The sequence below is a fragment of the Xanthomonas sp. 4461 genome (genome assembly GCF_024806475.1).
In the GTDB taxonomy this organism is placed as follows: domain Bacteria; phylum Pseudomonadota; class Gammaproteobacteria; order Xanthomonadales; family Xanthomonadaceae; genus Xanthomonas; species Xanthomonas arboricola_F.
Genome location: NZ_JANTYV010000005.1, coordinates 210,869 through 230,010, shown reverse-complemented (window position 1 = coordinate 230,010; position 19,142 = coordinate 210,869). Strand labels below are relative to the sequence as shown.

10 protein-coding genes are annotated in these 19,142 nt (G+C 66.7%); 4 read left to right on the top strand and 6 right to left on the bottom strand.

What is annotated here, in order from left to right; translation table 11 throughout:
* Positions 1-390: 390 nt before the first annotated feature.
* Positions 391-3,066 carry a PAS domain S-box protein gene (locus FHY19_RS17840; protein WP_259167536.1) on the bottom strand — a complete coding sequence of 892 codons (2,676 nt, stop codon included), beginning with the start codon at positions 3,064-3,066 and terminating at the stop codon, positions 391-393.
* Positions 3,067-3,550: 484 nt separating this feature from the next.
* On the opposite strand from FHY19_RS17840, the gene FHY19_RS17835 reads away from it, so the two are divergent.
* Both FHY19_RS17835 and FHY19_RS17830 read left to right on the top strand, forming a co-directional pair.
* Positions 3,551-6,430, top strand: a complete 2,880-nt coding sequence (locus tag FHY19_RS17835; protein WP_259167535.1) for a pitrilysin family protein — start codon at positions 3,551-3,553, stop codon at positions 6,428-6,430.
* Between the two features lie 358 nt (positions 6,431-6,788).
* On the top strand, positions 6,789-7,757 hold the full coding sequence (locus FHY19_RS17830) for a GAF domain-containing protein (protein ID WP_326521151.1): 969 nt from the start codon (positions 6,789-6,791) through the stop codon (positions 7,755-7,757).
* A 126-nt stretch (positions 7,758-7,883) separates the two neighbouring features.
* On the opposite strand, the gene FHY19_RS17825 is transcribed toward FHY19_RS17830, so the two are convergent.
* A complete protein-coding gene (locus tag FHY19_RS17825; protein WP_259167533.1) occupies positions 7,884-8,903 on the bottom strand; it encodes a hypothetical protein in 1,020 nt (339 codons plus the stop codon).
* Positions 8,904-9,476: 573 nt separating this feature from the next.
* Between FHY19_RS17825 and treA the strand changes: the two genes are divergently transcribed.
* Positions 9,477-11,150: an alpha,alpha-trehalase TreA gene (treA, locus tag FHY19_RS17820; protein WP_259155420.1), complete on the top strand. Its 1,674-nt coding sequence runs from the start codon at positions 9,477-9,479 to the stop codon at positions 11,148-11,150.
* Positions 11,151-11,296: 146 nt separating this feature from the next.
* Here the strand turns inward: treA and FHY19_RS17815 are convergent, their stop codons facing one another.
* Together FHY19_RS17815 and FHY19_RS17810 are read right to left on the bottom strand one after the other, a co-directional pair.
* The gene (locus FHY19_RS17815; RefSeq protein ID WP_259167532.1) at positions 11,297-12,301 is read right to left on the bottom strand and encodes an arabinan endo-1,5-alpha-L-arabinosidase; all 1,005 of its coding nucleotides are present in this window, start codon (positions 12,299-12,301) and stop codon (positions 11,297-11,299) included.
* A gap of 272 nt (positions 12,302-12,573) precedes the next feature.
* Positions 12,574-14,673 carry an NHL repeat-containing protein gene (locus FHY19_RS17810; protein WP_259167531.1) on the bottom strand — a complete coding sequence of 700 codons (2,100 nt, stop codon included), beginning with the start codon at positions 14,671-14,673 and terminating at the stop codon, positions 12,574-12,576.
* 192 nt (positions 14,674-14,865) lie between these two features.
* Between FHY19_RS17810 and FHY19_RS17805 the strand changes: the two genes are divergently transcribed.
* Positions 14,866-15,561 (top strand): AIM24 family protein, encoded by a 696-nt coding sequence (locus FHY19_RS17805; RefSeq protein WP_046964488.1) that lies wholly within the window; start codon positions 14,866-14,868, stop codon positions 15,559-15,561.
* Positions 15,562-16,264: 703 nt separating this feature from the next.
* Here FHY19_RS17805 and FHY19_RS17800 read toward each other — a convergent pair.
* Together FHY19_RS17800 and cycA are read right to left on the bottom strand one after the other, a co-directional pair.
* Positions 16,265-17,176, bottom strand: a complete 912-nt coding sequence (locus FHY19_RS17800; protein ID WP_259167530.1) for a CorA family divalent cation transporter — start codon at positions 17,174-17,176, stop codon at positions 16,265-16,267.
* A 274-nt stretch (positions 17,177-17,450) separates the two neighbouring features.
* On the bottom strand, positions 17,451-18,824 hold the full coding sequence (gene cycA, locus FHY19_RS17795) for a D-serine/D-alanine/glycine transporter (protein ID WP_259155425.1): 1,374 nt from the start codon (positions 18,822-18,824) through the stop codon (positions 17,451-17,453).
* Between the last annotated feature and the right edge of the window lie 318 nt (positions 18,825-19,142).

The following is a 19,142-nucleotide window of genomic DNA, read 5'->3' as shown; positions in this document are numbered from 1 at the left end:
CCGGGAGAGGGGTTGGGGTGAGGGTGCCCCCGTCGGCCATGACACGTCGACGAAGAACGATGCGCACTGCGAGTCGGCAGAAGTGCGCCGGCAATCGAGAGATCGACAAACACCCTTATCACAGGTGTATCCAAACTCGTTGACCAGCCCTGGCGCAGCCTGCATCGACAGCGCTGCCGCATCGAGCAGACTGCAGTGCGATGCAGCACCACAACTTCGAGCAGGCGCGTCGTGAGGTGGCGCGCCACATGGAGCGAGCCGCGTGCTGCTGCAGCAGCACGTCGGGCAAACCGCAGAGTCATGGCTGGCGGGGCACCTGACCGACGTGCCCTCACCCGCCCTTCGGGCAGCTTCTCCCGTGGTGAGAAGGAAACGCGGTTGCCGCCGACCTCAACGCGCAGCGTCGCGGCGGTTCATTGCGGCGTCCTTGCTGCAGCGCGCGTTCTTTGCGGCGTACATCGCCTCGTCTGCGGCATGCATCAGGCTTGCCGCCTCGGCCTGGTCGCCGTGTTGCCAGGCCACGCCGATGCTGGGTTGGATCGGTAGCCGCTGCTCGCCGAACAGGGCGCCGGCGGAGGCCGCATGGCGGATGCGCTCGGCAACCCGGGCGCAGTCGGCCTTGGGCGTCTGCAGATTGTCCAGCAGCACCACGAATTCGTCGCCGGCCAGACGCGCGACCAGGTAACGGCCTTCCACCGCGCGTTGCAGGCAATGACCGAACTCCACCAGCACCGCGTCGCCGGCGCGGTGGCCGTAGGTGTCGTTGATGCGTTTGAAGCCATCCAGATCCAGAAACATCACCGCCACCGCGCGTTGCAACTGATGCGCCTGCAGCACGGCGTTCTGCAATGCCTCGGTCCAGGCGTGGCGGTTGGGCAGGCCGGTCAGCGCATCGCGGGTGGCGCGCTCGTGCATCAGGCGGTGCAGCGTCTTGTGCGCGGTGACGTCCTGCGCCATCAGGAAAAAACCGTGTGCCTGCCCCGGCAGGCGCCGGTTTTCCGGCACCAGGGTGATCTCCATATCGCGTGCGTTGCCACCCATCTGCAACACGTGCTCGAAGCTGGCGCGCTGCCCTTGGGCCACCTGTGCCAGTGCGGCGCGAGCGGTCGCGCTGAGCGGCGCGCCCAGCAGATGCGTAATCGGCGACCCGACCAGGCTGGCCGGCTCCACGCCCAGCCAATCGCGGTGCGCTTCGTTGGCAAACAGGCAGCGTTGGCCGGCATCGAACTGGCTGACCAGCGCCGGGGTGGCGTCGCTGATGGCGCGCAGCCGCGCTTCGCTCTCGGCCAGGCGTTCGGCGGCGACATGGCGTTCGGTGACGTCCTGGATCTGCGAAACGAAATGCACCGGTGCACCGCTACCGTCGCGCACCAGCGACACCGACAGCTGCGCCCAGATCACTGCGCCTTGCTGGCTGATGTAGCGCTTGGCCAGGCTGTAGCTATCGCGCTTGCCGGCGATCAATTGCTGCACCAGCTGCAGGTCCATTTCCAGATCGTCCGGGTGGGTGATCTGCTGGAAGGTGGTGCGCAGCAATTGCTCGCGCGGGTAGCCGAGGATGCTGCACAAGGACGGATTGACGTCGCGCCAGGCGCCATCCAGCGAGACGATCGCCATGCCCTGCGGTGCGGTTTCGAAGGCGCCGGTGAAGCGTTCGGCGGCCAATTGCGCGGCGGCCTGCGCCTGCAGTTCGGCGGTGACGTCGATGGCCATGGCCAGATAGCCGGCCAGGCCTTGCTGCGCATCGTGGATGACGTTGAAGCACAGCCGCACCCGGCGCAGCTCGCCGTTCTTGCGCACCAGGGTCCACAATTCTTCGGCCAGCACATTGCCGGCGGCGGCCGCAGCCAGTTCCACATACGCCGGTGGCGACAACGCCAGCGTGGCCATGTGACGCTCCAGCTCGGCCTGCAGGTGGAACCGCGACGGAGAGCTGCCCAGCACTTCGTCGGCCGCGTAGCCCAGCAGTTGTTCGGCACCGGGATTGAACAGCTCGATGCGCCCCTGCGGGTCGAAAGCGATGATAGCCACGTCCTGCGAGGCATCCACCAGCGCCTGCAGCCGCGCGCGCTCGGCAGACAAGGCCGCCGACGCGTCCTTGAGCTGGGTGATGTCGTGCATCACGCAGACCGCGCCCAGCGCAGTGCCCTTGTCGCCGACCACCGGATCTGCATTGCACAGCACGCTGCGCGGAGGCTGACCGTTGGCACGGATCACCAGTTCTGCATTGCGCACGTGCTCGCCGCGCCAGGCGCGCAGCAGCGGGATGGCGTCGGTGGGCAGCAGCCGGTTGCCGTCTGCGCTGTACAGGTCGAAATGCTGCGCCCATTGCGCCGGCGGCAGCACGCGCGGGTCGGTGCCATGCCATTGCCGCGCGGCGTGGTTGAACTCGCGCAGCAGACCATCGGTGCCGCAGGCCACCACGCCGTCGGGCATGGCTTCCAGCAACATGCTCAGGGTCTGCCGCTGCGCCTGCGCATCGAGCCGGTCGCGGCGCGCTTCCAGCTGGCTGACCGCCTGCCGCGCCAGGCGGATCAGTGCCTGTTTCTGATCGTCGTCGAGTACGCGCGACTTGGTGCTGAGCGTGCACAAGGTGCCGTAGGCATAGCCTTCGCGGCCGACCAGCGGCACCCCGACATAGGAGCGCACACCCGGCGCGGCGGCCACCAACGGGTTGTTGACGAAGCGTGGGTCGGCCTCGGCGTCGGGCACTTCCATCAACTCGGTCCCCATCACCGCGTGGGAGCAGAACGACACGCTGCGCGGCGTGCCCTCCAGGTCGGTACCGCAGCGCGCCTTGAACCATTGCCGGTCGGCGTCCAGCAGCGACACCAGTGCCATCGGTGCGCCGGTGACATGCGCCGCCAGCCAGGCGATATCGTCGAACTCGGCCTCGGCCTCGGTGTCCAGCACCCCCAGCCGGCGGACCGCGTCCACGCGCAAGGCGTCGTTGGCGGGAATCGGCACGGGCGGCAACAGGGCGGTCATGGGGTGATCGGCGGGCGGCGTATGGCCAAGAAGGTAGGTCGCCCCAAGTAACGGCGAGGCGATGATCAACTTGAGCATGTCCGGCCGGGCCCGCTTACGGCCCGCTCGACCCGTGGCGGCCGGTGCGGGAGGGCCACAGTGGCGGGACGATCGCGCCAGCCTCAGCGACCGCCCGCTACAGCCGCGCGTCGTGCATGTACGCCGTGCCGGCGCGTGGCGGGCCCGGCCACCAGCCCTTGCAGCGCCTCCGCCGGATCCCGGCGCGTCCGTGTACCGATGGCGCGCCGCCTGCGCGGCCCGGGCAAGCCACCCGCCACGCGGGGCTTCCGGCGCACAGCACCTGCAAGACCTTAGTTGCCGGGCCCCAAGCCGGGCAGCTGCCCGCTGCGGCCCGCGCACATCCCATTTCACGGCGCGAACTCAGCCCAGACGAAGTTCTGTCGCCGTTTTTCGGATTTCCGGCAGCGTGCTACTGCCGCCCGCCGCCTCCGTGCCTAACAGCATTTGCGGCCTCGCCAAGCAGCCACTACCCTCGGCCGATTGTCCTGCTCTGGAGTGTCACATGCTGCGTCCGTTGTCCTTGTTGATCGCCGGCGTGCTCGGCGCCGCTGCCGGTACCGTTCCGCCCGCCGCACAGGCCGCCCCGGCCAGCCTGTCCAAGACTACGGACAACAGCGCCATCCCCGACATCGCCTACACCCGCTTTACCCTGCCCAACGGCCTGACCGTGGTGGTGCACGAAGACCACAAGGCGCCGGTGGTGGCGGTAAGCATCTGGTACCACATCGGTTCCGGCGACGAGCCGGCCGGCAAGACCGGCTTTGCCCACCTGTTCGAGCACCTGATGTTCTCCGGTTCGGAAAACAACAAGGGCAGCTTCTTCGCGCCGCTGGAGCAGGTCGGCACCACCGACATGAACGGCACCACCTGGTTCGACCGCACCAATTATTTCGAAACGGTGCCGACCACCGCGCTGGATACCGCGCTGTGGCTGGAATCGGACCGCATGGGCCACCTGCTCGGCGCGATCGGCCAGGAAGAACTCGACACCCAGCGCGGCGTGGTGCAGAACGAAAAGCGCCAGGGCGAAAACCGCCCCTATGGCCGCGTGGACCAGAACATCCTGTCCAACCTGTTCCCGGCCAACCACCCGTACCAGCACGACACCATCGGCTCGATGGAAGATCTGGACGCGGCCTCGCTGGCCGACGTCAAACAGTGGTTCAACGACAACTACGGCGCCGCCAACACCACCCTGGTGCTGGCCGGCGACATCACCGTGGCGCAGGCGCGCGCCAAGGCCGCGCAGTACTTTGGCGATATCCCGTCCGGCAAGCCGGTGGCGCGTCAGCAGCCGTGGGTGACCCCGCTGGCGGCGCAGAAGCGTGGCGTGCAGCACGACCATGTCTCGCAGCCGCGGATCTACCGCACCTGGGCCGCGCCGCAGCTGGGCACCGACGACTTGATCCAGCTGGATCTGGCCACCACCGTGCTGGGCGGCGGCAAGACCTCGCGGCTGTATCAGCGCCTGGTCTACCAGGACAAGCTGGTCGATGACGTGTCCGCCGCGGTGCAGCCGTTCGCGCTGTCCAGCCAGGTGCAGATCCAGGCCGACGTCAAGGACGGTGTGGACCCGGCCAAGGTCGAGGCGGTGATCGACGAAGAGCTCAGGAAATTCATCGCCCAGGGCCCGACCGCCGACGAACTTCAACGGGCCCAGGTGGCCTATCGCGCCGGCTTCGTGCGCGGGCTGGAAAAGGTCGGCGGCTTCACCGGCAAGGCGGTGCTCCTGGCCGAGGGCCAGGTCTATCGCGGCGACCCGGGCGCCTACAAGAAAGACCTGCAGCGCGGCCAGGCCGCCACCGTGGACAGCGTCAGGCAGGCCTCCGCCACCTGGTTCGGCAAGGGCGACTATCTGCTCACCGTGCTGCCGGCCGGCAAGGATTTCGACCCGGCTGCCGAAGACAAGGCAGTGGTCGCACGCGCCGCCGAACCGGGCAAGCCGGCGCCCAAGCTCCCCGCCGCCGGCAAGTACACCGTCGCCGCCTCCAAGGTGGACCGCAGCAAGGGCGTGCCCAAGACCACCCAGTTCCCCGACCTGAGCTTCCCCAAACTGCAGCGCGGCAAGTTGAAGAACGGCATCGAGGTGATCCTGGCCGAGCGCCACACCATCCCGGTCACCCAGGTCGAGCTGCTGTTCGACGCCGGTTATGCCGCCGACCAGGGCAAGAAGCTCGGCACCGCCAGCTTCAGCGCCGCACTGATGAACGAGAGCACCGCCTCGCTGGATTCGGTGGAGGTGGCCCAGCGCAAGCAGCGCCTGGGGGCGATCACCGGCGTCGGCTGCGATCTGGATAGCTGCAGCGCCTCGCTCAATGCCCTCAACGACCAGTTGCAGCCGTCGCTGCACTTGTTCTCCGACATCGTGCGCAACCCGGCGTTCAACGCGTCGGACATCGAACGCATCCGTGGTCAGTGGCTGGCCGGCATCGCGCAGGAAAAGACCAAGCCCACCAGCCTGGGTCTGCGTGCGCTGCCGCCGCTGCTGTACGGCGACAAGCATCCGTACGGCATCCCGCTCACCGGCAGCGGCACCGAGGCAGCGATCAAGAGCCTCGATGCCAAGGACCTGCAGGCCTTCCACAGCCAGTGGCTGCGCCCGGACAACCTGCGCATCCTGGTCGCCGGCGACACCACCCTGGCGCAGATCATCCCGCAGCTGGATGCGGCCTTCGGCGACTGGAAGGCCCCGGCCAGCCCGCTGCCGAAGAAGAACCTGGTCGATGTGGCCGCCCAGCCCAAGCCGCGCGTGTACCTGATCAACCGGCCGGATGCGCCGCAGTCGGTGATCCTGGCGGGCCTGCTCGCACCGTCGACCAAAACGCAGGACAACCTGGCCATCGGCGTGGCCGACGATGCCTTCGGCGGCACCTTCACCTCGCGGTTGAACATGAACCTGCGCGAGAGCAAGCGCTGGGCCTACGGTGCCGGCACCCGCCTGATGGATGCGCAGGGCCAGCGGCCGTATCTGTTCTCCGCACCGGTGCAGACCGACAAGACCGCCGAGTCGGCCAACGAGATCCTCAAGGAGGCCCGCGCCATCGTCGGCGACAAGCCACTGACCGGCGAGGAGATCGAAAAGATCAAGAACCAGAGCATCCGCGCCCTGCCCGGCAGCTACGAAACCACCACCGCCGTGCTCGGTGCGATCGAAGGCATCGTGCAGTTCGACCGCCCTGACGACTACGTGCAGACGCTCAAGCCGCGCCTGGAAGCGATCGACCAGCCGGCCGCGCAGAAGGCCATCGCACAGATCATCAAGCCCGACGCGATGACCTGGGTGATCGTGGGCGACCTGAAGAAGATCGAGGCCCCGGTGCGTGCGCTCAAGCTGGGCGAGGTGCAGGTGCTGGACGCCGACGGCAAGCCGGTCAAGCGCTGACACTCGCCTGATGTCCTGCCCGCCTGCGCGATGCAGGCGGGTGGATGGACAGCGATGCTGCGTTGCCCGGTGCGGGACGGTTTGGGGGATTTGCCGGTTGATCCGGTTGATCGGTTGATGGCCGGCTGTTCCAGTGCTCGATCGAGTGATTGGCGGGCGCGCAGTCCGATCGCGCCGCTACCGGCATCGCGCCACCCCGGCTGCGCGATTGCCGGCGTGTTGCATTGACTGGCGATTGCAGCAGTACACGCCGGGCCGTGGGCGATCATCATTGCACCCCGCACGTCGCTGCATCACTTCGATCTCCAGCGGCGGCGCCCATCCTATCCACGCCACGTTATCGGCCAGTCCTTTAAGGTTGGCCGCTCTCCTCGACAGGTGTTTGGCTGATCCGATGAAAGAGATGCCGACGGCAGATGAAGCCTCCCGCCAGCAGGTCCTCGATGGGTATCGCATCGTCGACAGCCTGCCGGAAGATACGTATCAGGACATCGTGCAGGTGGCCGCATCGCTATGCGATACGCCCATTGCACTGATGTCGCTGGTGGACCGCGACCGTCAGTGGTTCAAGGCCCAACTTGGACTGGGGCTGCAACAGACCGACCGCAGCCAGGCGGTGTGCGACCACGCCATTCGCGACCCGAGCCAGCTGATGGAAGTGCCGGACCTGACCCAGGACCCGCGGTTCCGCGATATTTCCGTGGTCACCGGCGACACCGGCGCACGCTTCTACGCAGGCATGCCGTTGGTGACGCCCGAAGGCGTGGCGCTGGGCACCGTGTGCGTGCTCGATACCGAACCGCGCACGCTCAACGAACACCAGCGTACCGGCCTGCAGGCGCTGGCCCGCGTCACCATGCACCTGCTGGACGCACGCCAGGAGGCGCTGCACCAGGAGCGTGCCGCCATCCTGCAGCCGGCCGCGGCTGCCGCCGCGACCGCGCTGGCTGCCGAGGCGCCCTACCAGCTGGTGATCCTGGAAGTGCAAGAACTGGCCGCATTGGCCGAACGCCAGAGCGAGCGCCTGCTTGGCCGCAACTTGCAACAGCTCGATCAGGCATTCGCCGCACTCGTGCAGGGGCCGGGCAACAGTATCGACCGGGTCACCGACAGCGCGGAATTCATCGCCGTCCTGCGTGGCCCCGATGCCGACCGCACGCTGCAGCAGCTGCGCGACGTCGCGCAGCTGCAACAGGGGCTGGGACTGACGGTCTTGCTCGGCCACGCGCAAGCCACCCGCGCCGACGAGCCGATCGGCCAGGTCTTTTTACGCGCGGAAATTGCGCTGAGCGCAGAGAAGGATCGCTACCGGCAGAGTCTGGCCTAGGCCGCTGCTTCGCTGCCGTAGCCGTAGCCCCACTCCCGGCGGGAGAGGGGCTCACAGTAGCGCTCGGCGGACCGCCGTGGCGCCGTAGCGTTCCGTCGGATTTACGCCGTAGCGCAAACGTCCCACCTACCCCACCGCGCACTGCTTCAATTGCCGGTCGGCATACCACAGCGCGCGACGCGCCAGGTCGTAGGCACTGTCGGCCTGACGTGGCAACAGCTGTGCAGCCATCACCGGGTCGGCGCCATTGTTGAGCGCGTGTTCGGCGCGCTCCAGGTCGGACAGATGCGTGCGGACCGGCGATAGCAGCAATTTGCGCCTGGACCCATCGCAGCGTGCGCTGCGTTGTTCCAGCGTCGCCAATGCCTCGCGGATGCGGCGGCTGGCTTCGCCCTTGAGGTCGGGCAAGGTTTCGTGTGCGATCGGCGCGGCCTTGTACGCATCGCCGGTGGCTTCGCTGCCCATGTCGGCCTGATTTGCGGCCAGCGCCGGATTGAAGCGCACGTCCGGCGGCGGGCGCGCCTTGGCCACCTGCGTCTGCGGCCCGTTGAGCATGTCGTTGAACTTCTTCATGCCGCGATTCATTTCCTGCATCGCCACGTCACCCAGCGTGCCGTCGCTCTTCCAATCCTTGGCAAAGCGCGTGTCCTGGTACTGCACCGGGTTGACCCGCTCCATCACGTTGCGCGCCTTGCCCTGCGCGCGCGCGTCGGTCATCCCCGGCGGCACTGCGCCGCCTTGCGCCATCGGGTCCACCTTGGTGTCGAGCGGCATGCGCAGACGGCCCTCGCGGGTATACAGCTGCGCTGCCATCGATGCATCGGCCGGCGCGTTGGCGGCCGCGACCTGACGCTGCGGCGGCGGGGTGCGCGTGGGCGGCGGCGCACGACGGGCGGCCGATGCGGAAGCGGCGCTGGCGCGTTGTTGCCGCCTGAGCTGCTCCTGCGGCGGCGGCTCGACCGGCGGCGCCGGCGGCGTCACCTGCGGACGCGGCAGGAAATACACCTGCAGGCTTTCATCCTGCTGCACGGCCAGACGCGGAGCCGGCATGTACAGCAACAGGCACGCAAGAAAAAATAGGATGGCGCCCGTGCATGCGGCTGCAGCAACATGCGCGACAAGCGCTTCCTTCCTGCGGGTGATCACAATGCGGGAGACCGATAAGGTAAGAGACGGGCACCGCACCACCAACCCTGGTGCGGAGCGCGCAAATCTAGCGGTCGCGGCGTTTATGCGCGTTTGAAATTCGTTGTCTGCTCGACAGGGACCAGTCGCCATTCACATTGAGCGCAGGCCCCGGCTCTACCGATCACCCATCGCGCAGCCACGGCGCGCTGGCCGGTGCCCGATGATCGGCCGGGCAGTCCCGGGCCCGGCACTGACGCAGACAAGCCGACGTCGGCACCTGCGCGCGCGCAGCGCCATCATCCGCGGGCATGTCGTCGACCTCGGCCATGCGCGCTTGCCGCTTGCCTGTCGTGCGCTGGCGCACTTCTTGCAGCGATGGCATTGGACTCAGCACGCCGGCGCGCCGCTCAAGCTGACTGGATCGGCGCCGATACGCCTGGATTGGCGCACGTTGCGGCGGCGCGCCGGATCACCTTGCTGAATCCCGTTGTCACTGCGCGAAGTCTGCCGGCGTTGCGGCAGCGCACGCGGTCCCGCCTGCCACTTCGGTCGTTTACCATGCCTGACGCCACTGCCCGTTCTGGAGATGCCATGAGTTCTGCCGCGCCCCCGTGCTGCACGTCGCTGCTTGGCCTGTCGCTGAGCATGTTCGTCGCGCCATGCACGCTGACTGCCGCGCCGATGGACACTCCGGTCGTCAATGCGCCTGCGTCCACGCCGCCGACGCCCGATGTGGCCTACCCGGAACTGTTCCAGGCCGTGCAGAGCGGCGAGCTGTTCGACGACCAGAAGCATTTCGTCGACTTCCTGCCGCTGCGCGACCCGGCCCTGATCAATGCCGACTATCTGGCGCAGCACGATCACCCCGGCTTCGATCTGCGCAAGTTCGTGGATGCCAATTTCGAAGAATCGCCGCCGGTGCAGACCGACGCCATCCGCCAGGACACGGCACTGCGCGAACACATCGACCTGTTGTGGCCGAAGCTGGTGCGCAGCCAGACCCACGTGCCACCGCACAGCAGCCTGCTGGCGCTGCCGCACCCGTACGTGGTGCCGGGCGGGCGCTTCCGCGAGGTGTACTACTGGGATTCCTACTTCACCATGCTCGGCCTGGTGAAGAGCGGCGAGACCACGCTCAGCCGTCAGATGCTGGACAACTTCGCCTACCTGATCGATACCTACGGGCATATCCCCAACGGTAACCGCAGCTACTACCTCAGCCGCTCGCAGCCGCCGTTCTTCTCCTACATGGTGGAACTGCAGGCCGGCGTGGAAGGCGAGGCGGTCTATCAGCGGTATCTGCCGCAGCTGCAAAAGGAATACGCGTACTGGATGCAGGGCAGCGACGGGCTCCAGCCCGGCGAAGCCGCGCGCCATGTGGTGCGCCTGGCCGATGGCAGCGTGCTCAACCGCTATTGGGACGAGCGCGACACGCCGCGTCCAGAGGCCTGGCTCCACGACACCCGCACCGCAGCCGAAGTAAAGGACCGTCCCGCCGCCGAGGTTTACCGCGACCTGCGCGCCGGTGCCGAGAGCGGCTGGGACTACACCAGCCGCTGGTTGGCCGATGGGCAGAACCTGCGCACCATCCGCACCACCGCCATCATCCCGATCGATCTCAACAGCCTGCTGTATCACCTGGAGCGCACCCTGGCGCAGGCGTGTACGCAGCCGGGCGCCGAGTGCACGCTCGATTACGCCGCACTGGCGCAGCAACGCAAGCAGGCCATCGAGGCGCATCTGTGGAACGCCGCCGGCTACTACGCCGACTACGACTGGCAGAACCGCACGCTCAGCGACCAGGTCACCGCCGCTGCGTTGTATCCGCTGTTCGCAGGCCTGGCGTCGGATGCCCATGCCAAGCGCACCGCCACCGTGGTGCGCGCGCGTCTGCTACGCCCCGGCGGCCTGGCCACCACCGCGGTGAAGACCGGCCAGCAATGGGACGAGCCCAATGGCTGGGCGCCGCTGCAGTGGGTGGCGGTGGACGGCTTGCGTCGCTACGGCGAAGACGCACTGGCGCGCACCATCGGCGAACGTTTCCTCACCCAGGTGCAGGCGCTGTTCGCGCGCGAGCACAAGCTGGTCGAAAAATACGGCCTGGATGCCGATGCGGCCGGTGGCGGCGGCGGCGAATACGCCTTGCAGGACGGCTTTGGCTGGACCAATGGCGTGACCTTGATGCTGTTGAATCTGTATCCGGACTCAGCGACCCAGGCGGCGCCGGCCAAACGCGTGCGCAAGCCCGAAGCGGCCACGCGCTGAGCGTGCGCCAGCGGATGCCGGGCATTGCTCGGCGGCGCTGGCGGCAGCGTAGTTTCGGCAGTCGGCAGCGCCGGCAGATCACGGCAACACGCATCGCCCGATCGCTGCGCCATTGCAGGGAGCAGCAGCGTGCCCATTGATCGCTGCTACTGCACCACCGGCCATGCACTGCCGTCATACCCCAGCCGATTGATGCCCAGGCGCGCGTCGCCGCGGTCGTCGTAGTAGTGGTAGACCAGGATGTCGCCGTCGCCATCGCGGAACACCGATTGCCCGCCTGGCCCATGCATGCTGCCCAAGCCGGACTGGATCACCGTGCCGCCGCCGTTGCGCATGTCCACACCGGCGCGATCCAGATACGGCCCGGTCACCGAGCGCGCACGCCCCACCGCGATCTTGTAGGTGCTGCTGGCGCCCTTGCAGCACGCATCGAACGACACGAACAGGTAGTACCAGCCATTGGCCTGCTGGATGAACGGTGCCTCCACCGCGCCCGGGGACGGCCGGCTCGCCAGGCTGTAGCGCGTCGTGTTGCCGGACAGCTGCTTGCCGGTGCCCGGATCGAGCTGGATCAGCTTGATGCCCGACCAGAACGAGCCGAACGCCAGCCACCACTTGCCGTTACCGTCCACTACCAGATTGCCGTCGATGGCGTTGTAGTCGTCGCTGCTTTTGGAGGTGTAGACGATGCCTTGATCCTTCCACGAGCCAGGCTTGCCGGTGCTGCTGCTGGCAAGCGCAATCGCCGAGGTGTTGGTGGCGAACTTGGAGGCGGTGTAATACATCAGGTACTTGCCGCCGTGGAAGGACACATCCGGCGCCCACAGCTGGTTGTCCGGGTTGTAGCTGCGCACCCAGCTCGGCATGCTGCTGAAGATCGCACCCGCATTGCTGAACTTGGTCCGGTCGGTACTGGTGACCACGCCGGTGGTGGCATAGATGTAGTAACGCCCATCGCTCAACTTGAGCATCGACGGATCGTGCACGATGGTGTCGCCGCTCACCACACCCGGCCCCACTGCCGCCTGCACGGGTGCGCTGTGCAAGCCGGTCGCAGCAGCGGCCAGGGTCAACAGTGACGCGGTTGCGCCGCCACGCAGCGACATTCCAGACCAGCCCCCATCCACTCCACTGCCACGAACAACGCGCATCGGCCCACTCCTTGAACAACGTAAAGACGTTTTCTGCAGGACCAATCTAGCCAAGCGGCAATGCCACGAATCCGACGCTGATCTCAGAAGCACGGCGCAGGCAACCTGGCAGCGTGTTTTGCGACGCACCTTCAACGCGGAGCGTGCGATGCAGCTGAGTGCCGGGCATGCATGTGGATCCAATCCCGATCGCAGCGACGTCATGCACAGCGGCCTACGCCCCGCATGTGTCACCGATGCGCTGCCTCGTCATCAACGCAAGGCCCTATGCGTCATTCCACCCGCACGCGCAGATCCCGATTGGCGGTCGCCGTGTTGCCGCTGTAATCGCGCGCGGTGATGCGCAGGACGTAGTCGCCCGGCGGCAGCGCACCGGCTTGCCACTGCCCGCTGCCAAGACGGCCATCGCGCACCGTGTTGCCGACCATGTAGCGGAACCGCGTCACCGCGCTGCCATGCACGGTGATACCGCTATCGGGCGCGTAGGCGGTCAAGACGGCATCCGGGTCGCTGGGCATGCGGTCGAACACGATCGTCATGCGCGGCTCCGCTTCGCCGGCCAGCGGCGTGCCCTGCGCATCCAGCACCTGATAACCGAGCGCGTACAGCCCCAGACGACGACGCGGCAAATTGCGATCCACCTGGTCCCACGCCTCGACCACGATCTGCACCCCCGCCGCGCGCGGTACCTGCACCACGCCGTTGGTCACCGGCAATGGCTGTCCCGCAGCATCGAGCAGACTCAGCTTGTCGACATGCGGCGCCACATGATCCGCGTAGCCGACAAACCCCAGCTGCACCGCATTGCGCTCGAAGCCGTTGGCACCAACAGTCAGATGCACATGCGCCATGCCATTGAGCGTGCCCAGTGCATCGCCGGCGCGAAATCGCGCACCGCGCAGTACGCGCATACGCTCGGGTTTGCCGTCGGCGTCGGCCAGCAGATGAAAGCGTTCCGGATCCAGCGGCTTGCCTTGCGCGGTACGGCCCACGCGCAGATGGATGTAGCCGATCGTGTCCAGTGCCAGACCTTCGCTCAATTGCCCCAGCCCCCAACTGGCGTTGGGACTGGACACCTTGGCATCGGCAACCGCAACGACCGTCTGGCCGACGTCGCCGCGGATATCCAGGCCCGCATGCAGATGATCGCGACTGACTCCCTGGTAGTTGCCGCGCACCTCGCCGAGCGTGCCCACCACTTCATGCCAGCCGGTCTGCGGCTGTAACGGCCAGCGGCCCTGGGTGACGGGTAAGGGCTGCGCATCGGCCGGCCCGACCACGGGCGCGGCATCCGCGTTGGCCGCAGTTGCCGGCACCAACCGATGCACGCGCGCGCTGCCCGCGTCGCTGACGTACACCACGCCCTGCGCATCCACCGCCATCCCCGCCGGGCGCGACAGGCGTTGCATCACGTCCTCGCCGCTCATCGTCACCACATGCCCGGCACGCGTCACCTGCAGCACGCGCCCGCTTGCATCGCCCACGTACAGCACGCCGTCATGCGTGATGGCCAGCGCCATCGGCCGATACAGCAGCGGACTGAGGTCGGCAGGATCGCCACCGACCAAGGTGCTGACGCTGCCATCGGGGGCGACACGGCGGATCGCGTCGTTACGCATGTCGGCCACCCACACCACACCGTGCGCATCCACCTCAAGGTCGGTCGGCGTATCCAGGCGCGCCTGATCGCCGACGCCATTGGCCATGCCGGGCAAGGCGCCGCCGGCCAGCGTGCGGACCTGTCCATCGGGCGCGATCACGCGGATGCGATCGTTGTAGGTGTCGGCGACATACACGCGCCCCTGCGCATCCACCGCCACGCCCATCGGCCCATTGAAGCGTGCCTGCGCCGGGGCACCATCGCGAAACCCGGCACGGCCGTCGCCGGCCAGCGTGGTCACTACGCCTTGTGGTGTGCGCTTGCGGATCGCATGATTGCCGGTGTCGGCGATATACAGATTGCCGGCCGTGTCGAAGGCGATCCCCGATGGCGTATTGAACGCCGCGGCCGCGCCCGTGCCATCGGCAAAACCTTCGCGCCCGCCCGCGAGCGTCTGCACGCTGCCGTCGGGAAGCATGGCGCGGATGCGGTTGTTGTCGCCGCCGTCGGCGATGTACAGCGCGCCATCCGCGTCGATCGCCAGGCCGTAGGGGTCGGCAAACTGCGCCTCGGTCGCGCGGCCATCCTGCGCGCCACGCACACCGTTGCCGGCCACCCACTGCAACTGCGCCCGCCATCCCAATGGCGTCGCAGCCGGACCCTGCGCCTGCGGCAAGGCCCTTGGCGCCGGCACCCACCACCATGTCGCCAGCAATGCGGTTGCGGTGGCCACCAGCACCGCACAGATCCACAGCTTGGGTCGTATTGCCATGCAAATCGCGTCTGTTCAGAGGAACCGCACTTTAAACGCGTTCGGCAACGTGCGAGGTTGGGTGTGGCATTGAGACGCCGCGTGCAACGCCGCATCGAGCTGCGGCAAGCGCAAGCTCCTGCGTGCGCAGGCGAGGGCTGCCGACATCCAGGCCGCGTATCATGCGCATTCTTTCACTCCAGGATGGAACGCATGGCCGTACGATCGCTCAACGAATTTCTTGCCCACTCCAAGGAAAAGGACCTCAGCCCGGATCCGTTCGAACTGGAAAACCCGCATCTGCTGGAAGTGCGCCTGGACGGCATGGTGTGGTCCAAGGCCGGCGCCATGGTCGCGCGCACCGGCAACGTCAAGTTCACCCGCGAGGGTCTGCTGGAACAGGGCCTGGGCAACCTGCTGAAGAAGGCCGTCAGCGGCGAAGGCATGCAGCTGATGAAGGCCGAAGGCCAGGGCCGTGTGTATCTGGCCGACCTCGGCAAGCTGGTAACGCTGCTGCGTTTGAATGGCGAGGCGATCTTCGTCAACGGCAACGATGTGCTGGCGTTCGAGTCCGGTGTCGAACACAAGATCACGATGATGCGCAAAGTGGCAGGCATGCTGTCCGGCGGCCTGTTCAACGTGCGCCTGAGCGGCCACGGCATCGTGGCGATCACCTCGCACTATGAGCCGCTGACCCTGCCGGTCACCGCCGCCAGCGGCCCGGTGTTCACCGACCCCAACGCCACCGTGGCCTGGTCGGGCACGCTGACCCCGGAGCTGGTGACCGACGTGTCGATCGGCACGCTGTTTGGCCGCGGCTCGGGCGAAAGCCTGCAGATGCGCTTCGCCGGCGAAGGCTGGGTGGTGGTGCAGCCGTACGAAGAAGCCAGTTTCCAGGCCAAGGGCTGATTCAGGCCACCCGGCAGCAAGAGACAATGCGCATCACACGCTACGCAGCTAGGCAGTTTTCCAGTCACGACGCGGTGCGCAGTGACAGCGGCACATCCCGGCCCACCCTGTAGGAGCGCCCCCGGGCGCGATGTGGCTTTACCGATAACGCCACATCGCGCCCGGGTGCGCTCCTACGGTTTCCTGCGTTCTGTCGCGGGCTGCGCAAATACCGAGCTGCACTGGCTTGGCAGTGCGTAGTCGCGACATCGTGCGCAACAGATGCTTGCGCACGGCAAGTCGTAGGAGCGCCCTTGGGCGCGAGGGACTTACCGGTAATGCCACGTCGCGCCCGGGTGCGCTCCTACGGGTTCCGGTCGTCTGGCGCGTGCTGCGCAGCCACCGAGCTGCACTGGCTTGGCAGTGCGTGGTCGCGACATCGTGTGCATCAGATGCTTGCGCTGGCGGCACGTTGTAGGAGCGCCCCCGGGCGCGAGGGCCTTACCGGTAATGCTACATCGCGCCCAGGTGCGCTCCTACGGTTTCCTGCGTTCTGCCGCGGGCTGCACAGCTTCCGAGTTGCACTGGCTTGGCAGTGCGTGGTCGCGACATCGTGCGCATCAGATGATTGCGCTGGCGGCACGTTGTAGGAGCGCCCTTGGGCGCGAGGACCTTACCGGTAACGCCATATCGCGCCCGGGTGCGCCCCTACGGTTCTCATGGATCACACCCAGCCGCGCTTGCGGAACCATGCCAGCGGAATCACCACGCTCAGCGCGATGACGCCCAGCGCCCAGAAATAGTTGTCGTGCCCCTTCAGTTCGGGCATGTAGGCGAAGTTCATACCCCAGATGCCGACCAGCACGGTGGGCGGGATGCCGACCACCGAGGCCACCGCCATCACCTTCATCACGTTGTTCTGGTCCATGTTGATCATCCCCAGCACGCTGTCGAGCAGGAACTCGATGCGGTCGTCCATGTGCTGCTGGAATTCGCTCAGGGTGGTCAGGTCCTTGTGCAGCATTCCGATACGCTTGGCCGCATCGGCGGCGAACCAGTCCGGGGCAGCGCCATCCAGATAGGTGATCAGGCGCAGCATGCCCTGCCCTGCATTGTGCAGCCCGCCCAGCTGGCGGCCCATGCCGCCGACCTGGTGCAGCATGCGCTCCAGGTCACGGGTTTTGTGCGGCTTGTCGAACACCTGCTGGGTGGTTTCGGTGACCTGGGCTTCGAGCGCCTCCAGCCGGTCTGCCAGGCGCCCGACCAATTGATCGAACATGCGCAGCAGCAAGTCGTCGGAACTGTGGCAGGGCTCGTGCTCCAGCCGCGCGACCAAGGCGTCGAACGAGCCGATGCGCTGCTCGCGCTGGGTCACCAGCATGCTCGGCGATAGCGCAAAGCCCAGCGGCGCGGTCGGACCATCGTCGTCCTGAAAGCGCGGCACGTTGAGGAACAGCACATCGCCCTGGCGGCGCACCCGGCTACTGAATTCGATCTCGCCGATGGCGGCACGATCGGGCAGCGCAAACCCCACCCGCTTGGCGGTGTCGTCCAACTCCTGCGGGGTCGGCTGGCACAGGTCGACCCAGTACCCATGTGCGTGATGGGTTCCGGCAATCGGGTGGATCGTGATCATGCGGCAGGCCGTGGCGGTGGATGGCCGCGAGCATCCGGCCCCGCCTCATCGGCGTCAACGCCAATGCACCAGCACGCTCAGCTGACAGTGGCCTTCATCGCGGCGATGTGCAGCCGCAAACGCATCGTCCGCCCATGCGGAGCCTGCGTTGCAGCACTCGTCGAGCAAGCCCAACTAAAGCGGCGGCGCACATGGCGATATACGGACGGGCAGTGCAGTACCGCGCCGGTCATGCCGGCGGGTCACGCCGTGCCGGCCCTGCCACGCCGACCGCTCAGGCACGGATCTGCCGCTGCTTCACCGCATAGCCGATCGCCAGGATCAGGAACCACACCGGGCTGGCCAGCAAGGCCTGGCGCGTGTCCGCCTGCAGGGTCAGCAGCACCAGAACGAAGGCGAAGAACGCCAGGCACACGTAGCACATCAGTACGCCGCCAGGCATCTTGAATGCCGAAGCGGCATGCTGCTCCGGTCGCTTGCGCCGGTACGCGATGTAGGCGCACAGGATCAGCGACCACACGAACATGAAGAGCACCGCCGACAACGTCGTGACCAGCGTGAACGCAGTGACCAGGTTGGGAATCAGGTACACCAGCATCGCGCCCAGCAGCAGGCACACGCAGGAAAAGAGCAGGCCGCGTGCCGGTACCGCAGCGCGCGAGAGTGTTGCGAACCCCTTTGGCGCATGTCGTTCTTCGGCAAGACCATAGAGCATGCGGCTGGTGGAAAAGATGCCACTGTTTGCCGACGAGGTGGCCGAGGTCAACACCACGAAGTTGATCAGGCTCGCTGCCGCCGGCACGCCGGCCAGCACGAACAACTCCACGAACGGGCTCTTGTCGGCCACCACCTGCCGCCACGGCGTGACCGCCATGATCGCCACCAGCGCCAGCACGTAGAAGATCAAAATGCGGACCGGAATCGAGTTGATCGCCTTGGGCAGATTGCGGCGCGGGTCGGCGGTTTCTGCGGCGGTGGTGCCCACCAGCTCGATACCGACGAAGGCGAACACCGCGATCTGGAAACCGGCAAAAAAGCCGCCGATGCCCATCGGGAACATGCCGCCGTCGTTCCACAGATTGCTCAGTGAGGCCACATTGCCCGACGGCGAGCGGAAACCCCAGGCCACCAGTCCGGCGCCGGTGACGATCAACGCGCAGATGGCGATGATCTTGATCAGCGCAAACCAGAACTCCATCTCGCCGAACAGTTTCACCGTCACCAGATTCAATGCCAGCAGCAACAGCACGCACAGAATCGCCGGAATCCACGGTGCCAGGCCCGGAAACCAGAATTGCGCATACGCGGCAATGGCGATCACATCGGCGATGGCAGTGATGATCCAGCAGAACCAGTACGTCCATCCGCAGAAGAACCCGGCCCACGGCCCGAGCAGGTCGGTGGAGAAATCGATGAACGACTTGTAGTCCAGGTTAGACAGCAGCAGCTCGCCCATCGCGCGCATCACGAAGAACAGCATCGCGCCGATGATCAGGTAGACGAACAGGATCGACGGCCCGGCCAGACTGATCGTCTTGCCCGAGCCCATGAACAAGCCGGTACCGATCGCCCCACCGATCGCGATCAACTGCAGGTGGCGATTGGACAAGCTGCGTTGCAACTGATCGGGTGCGGACGGATCGGACATTGGCACGGCACCGGCAAGTGAACAAGTCGTCAAAAATACGAGATCGCGCCCGCCGGCACCAGCGTTTGATGCAGCTGCCGTTCGCACGACCGAAGTCGCCACAGCAGGGGAGTACCCGCCCCAACATGGTGCGTTGATCGTCGCCGTCACGCAGCCACCGGCCGCTGGCCATCTGCGAGTGCATCGGTAGGTCAGGTCTGCTGCGTGGCACTTGTCGGCGGCACGCTGCGATCCAAGCATGCATGGCGTCCATTGCATTGAAGTGCGCCGCGGCTGCAATGCGCTGCCAGTCCATCTGTCCACGGACTGTCATCCACA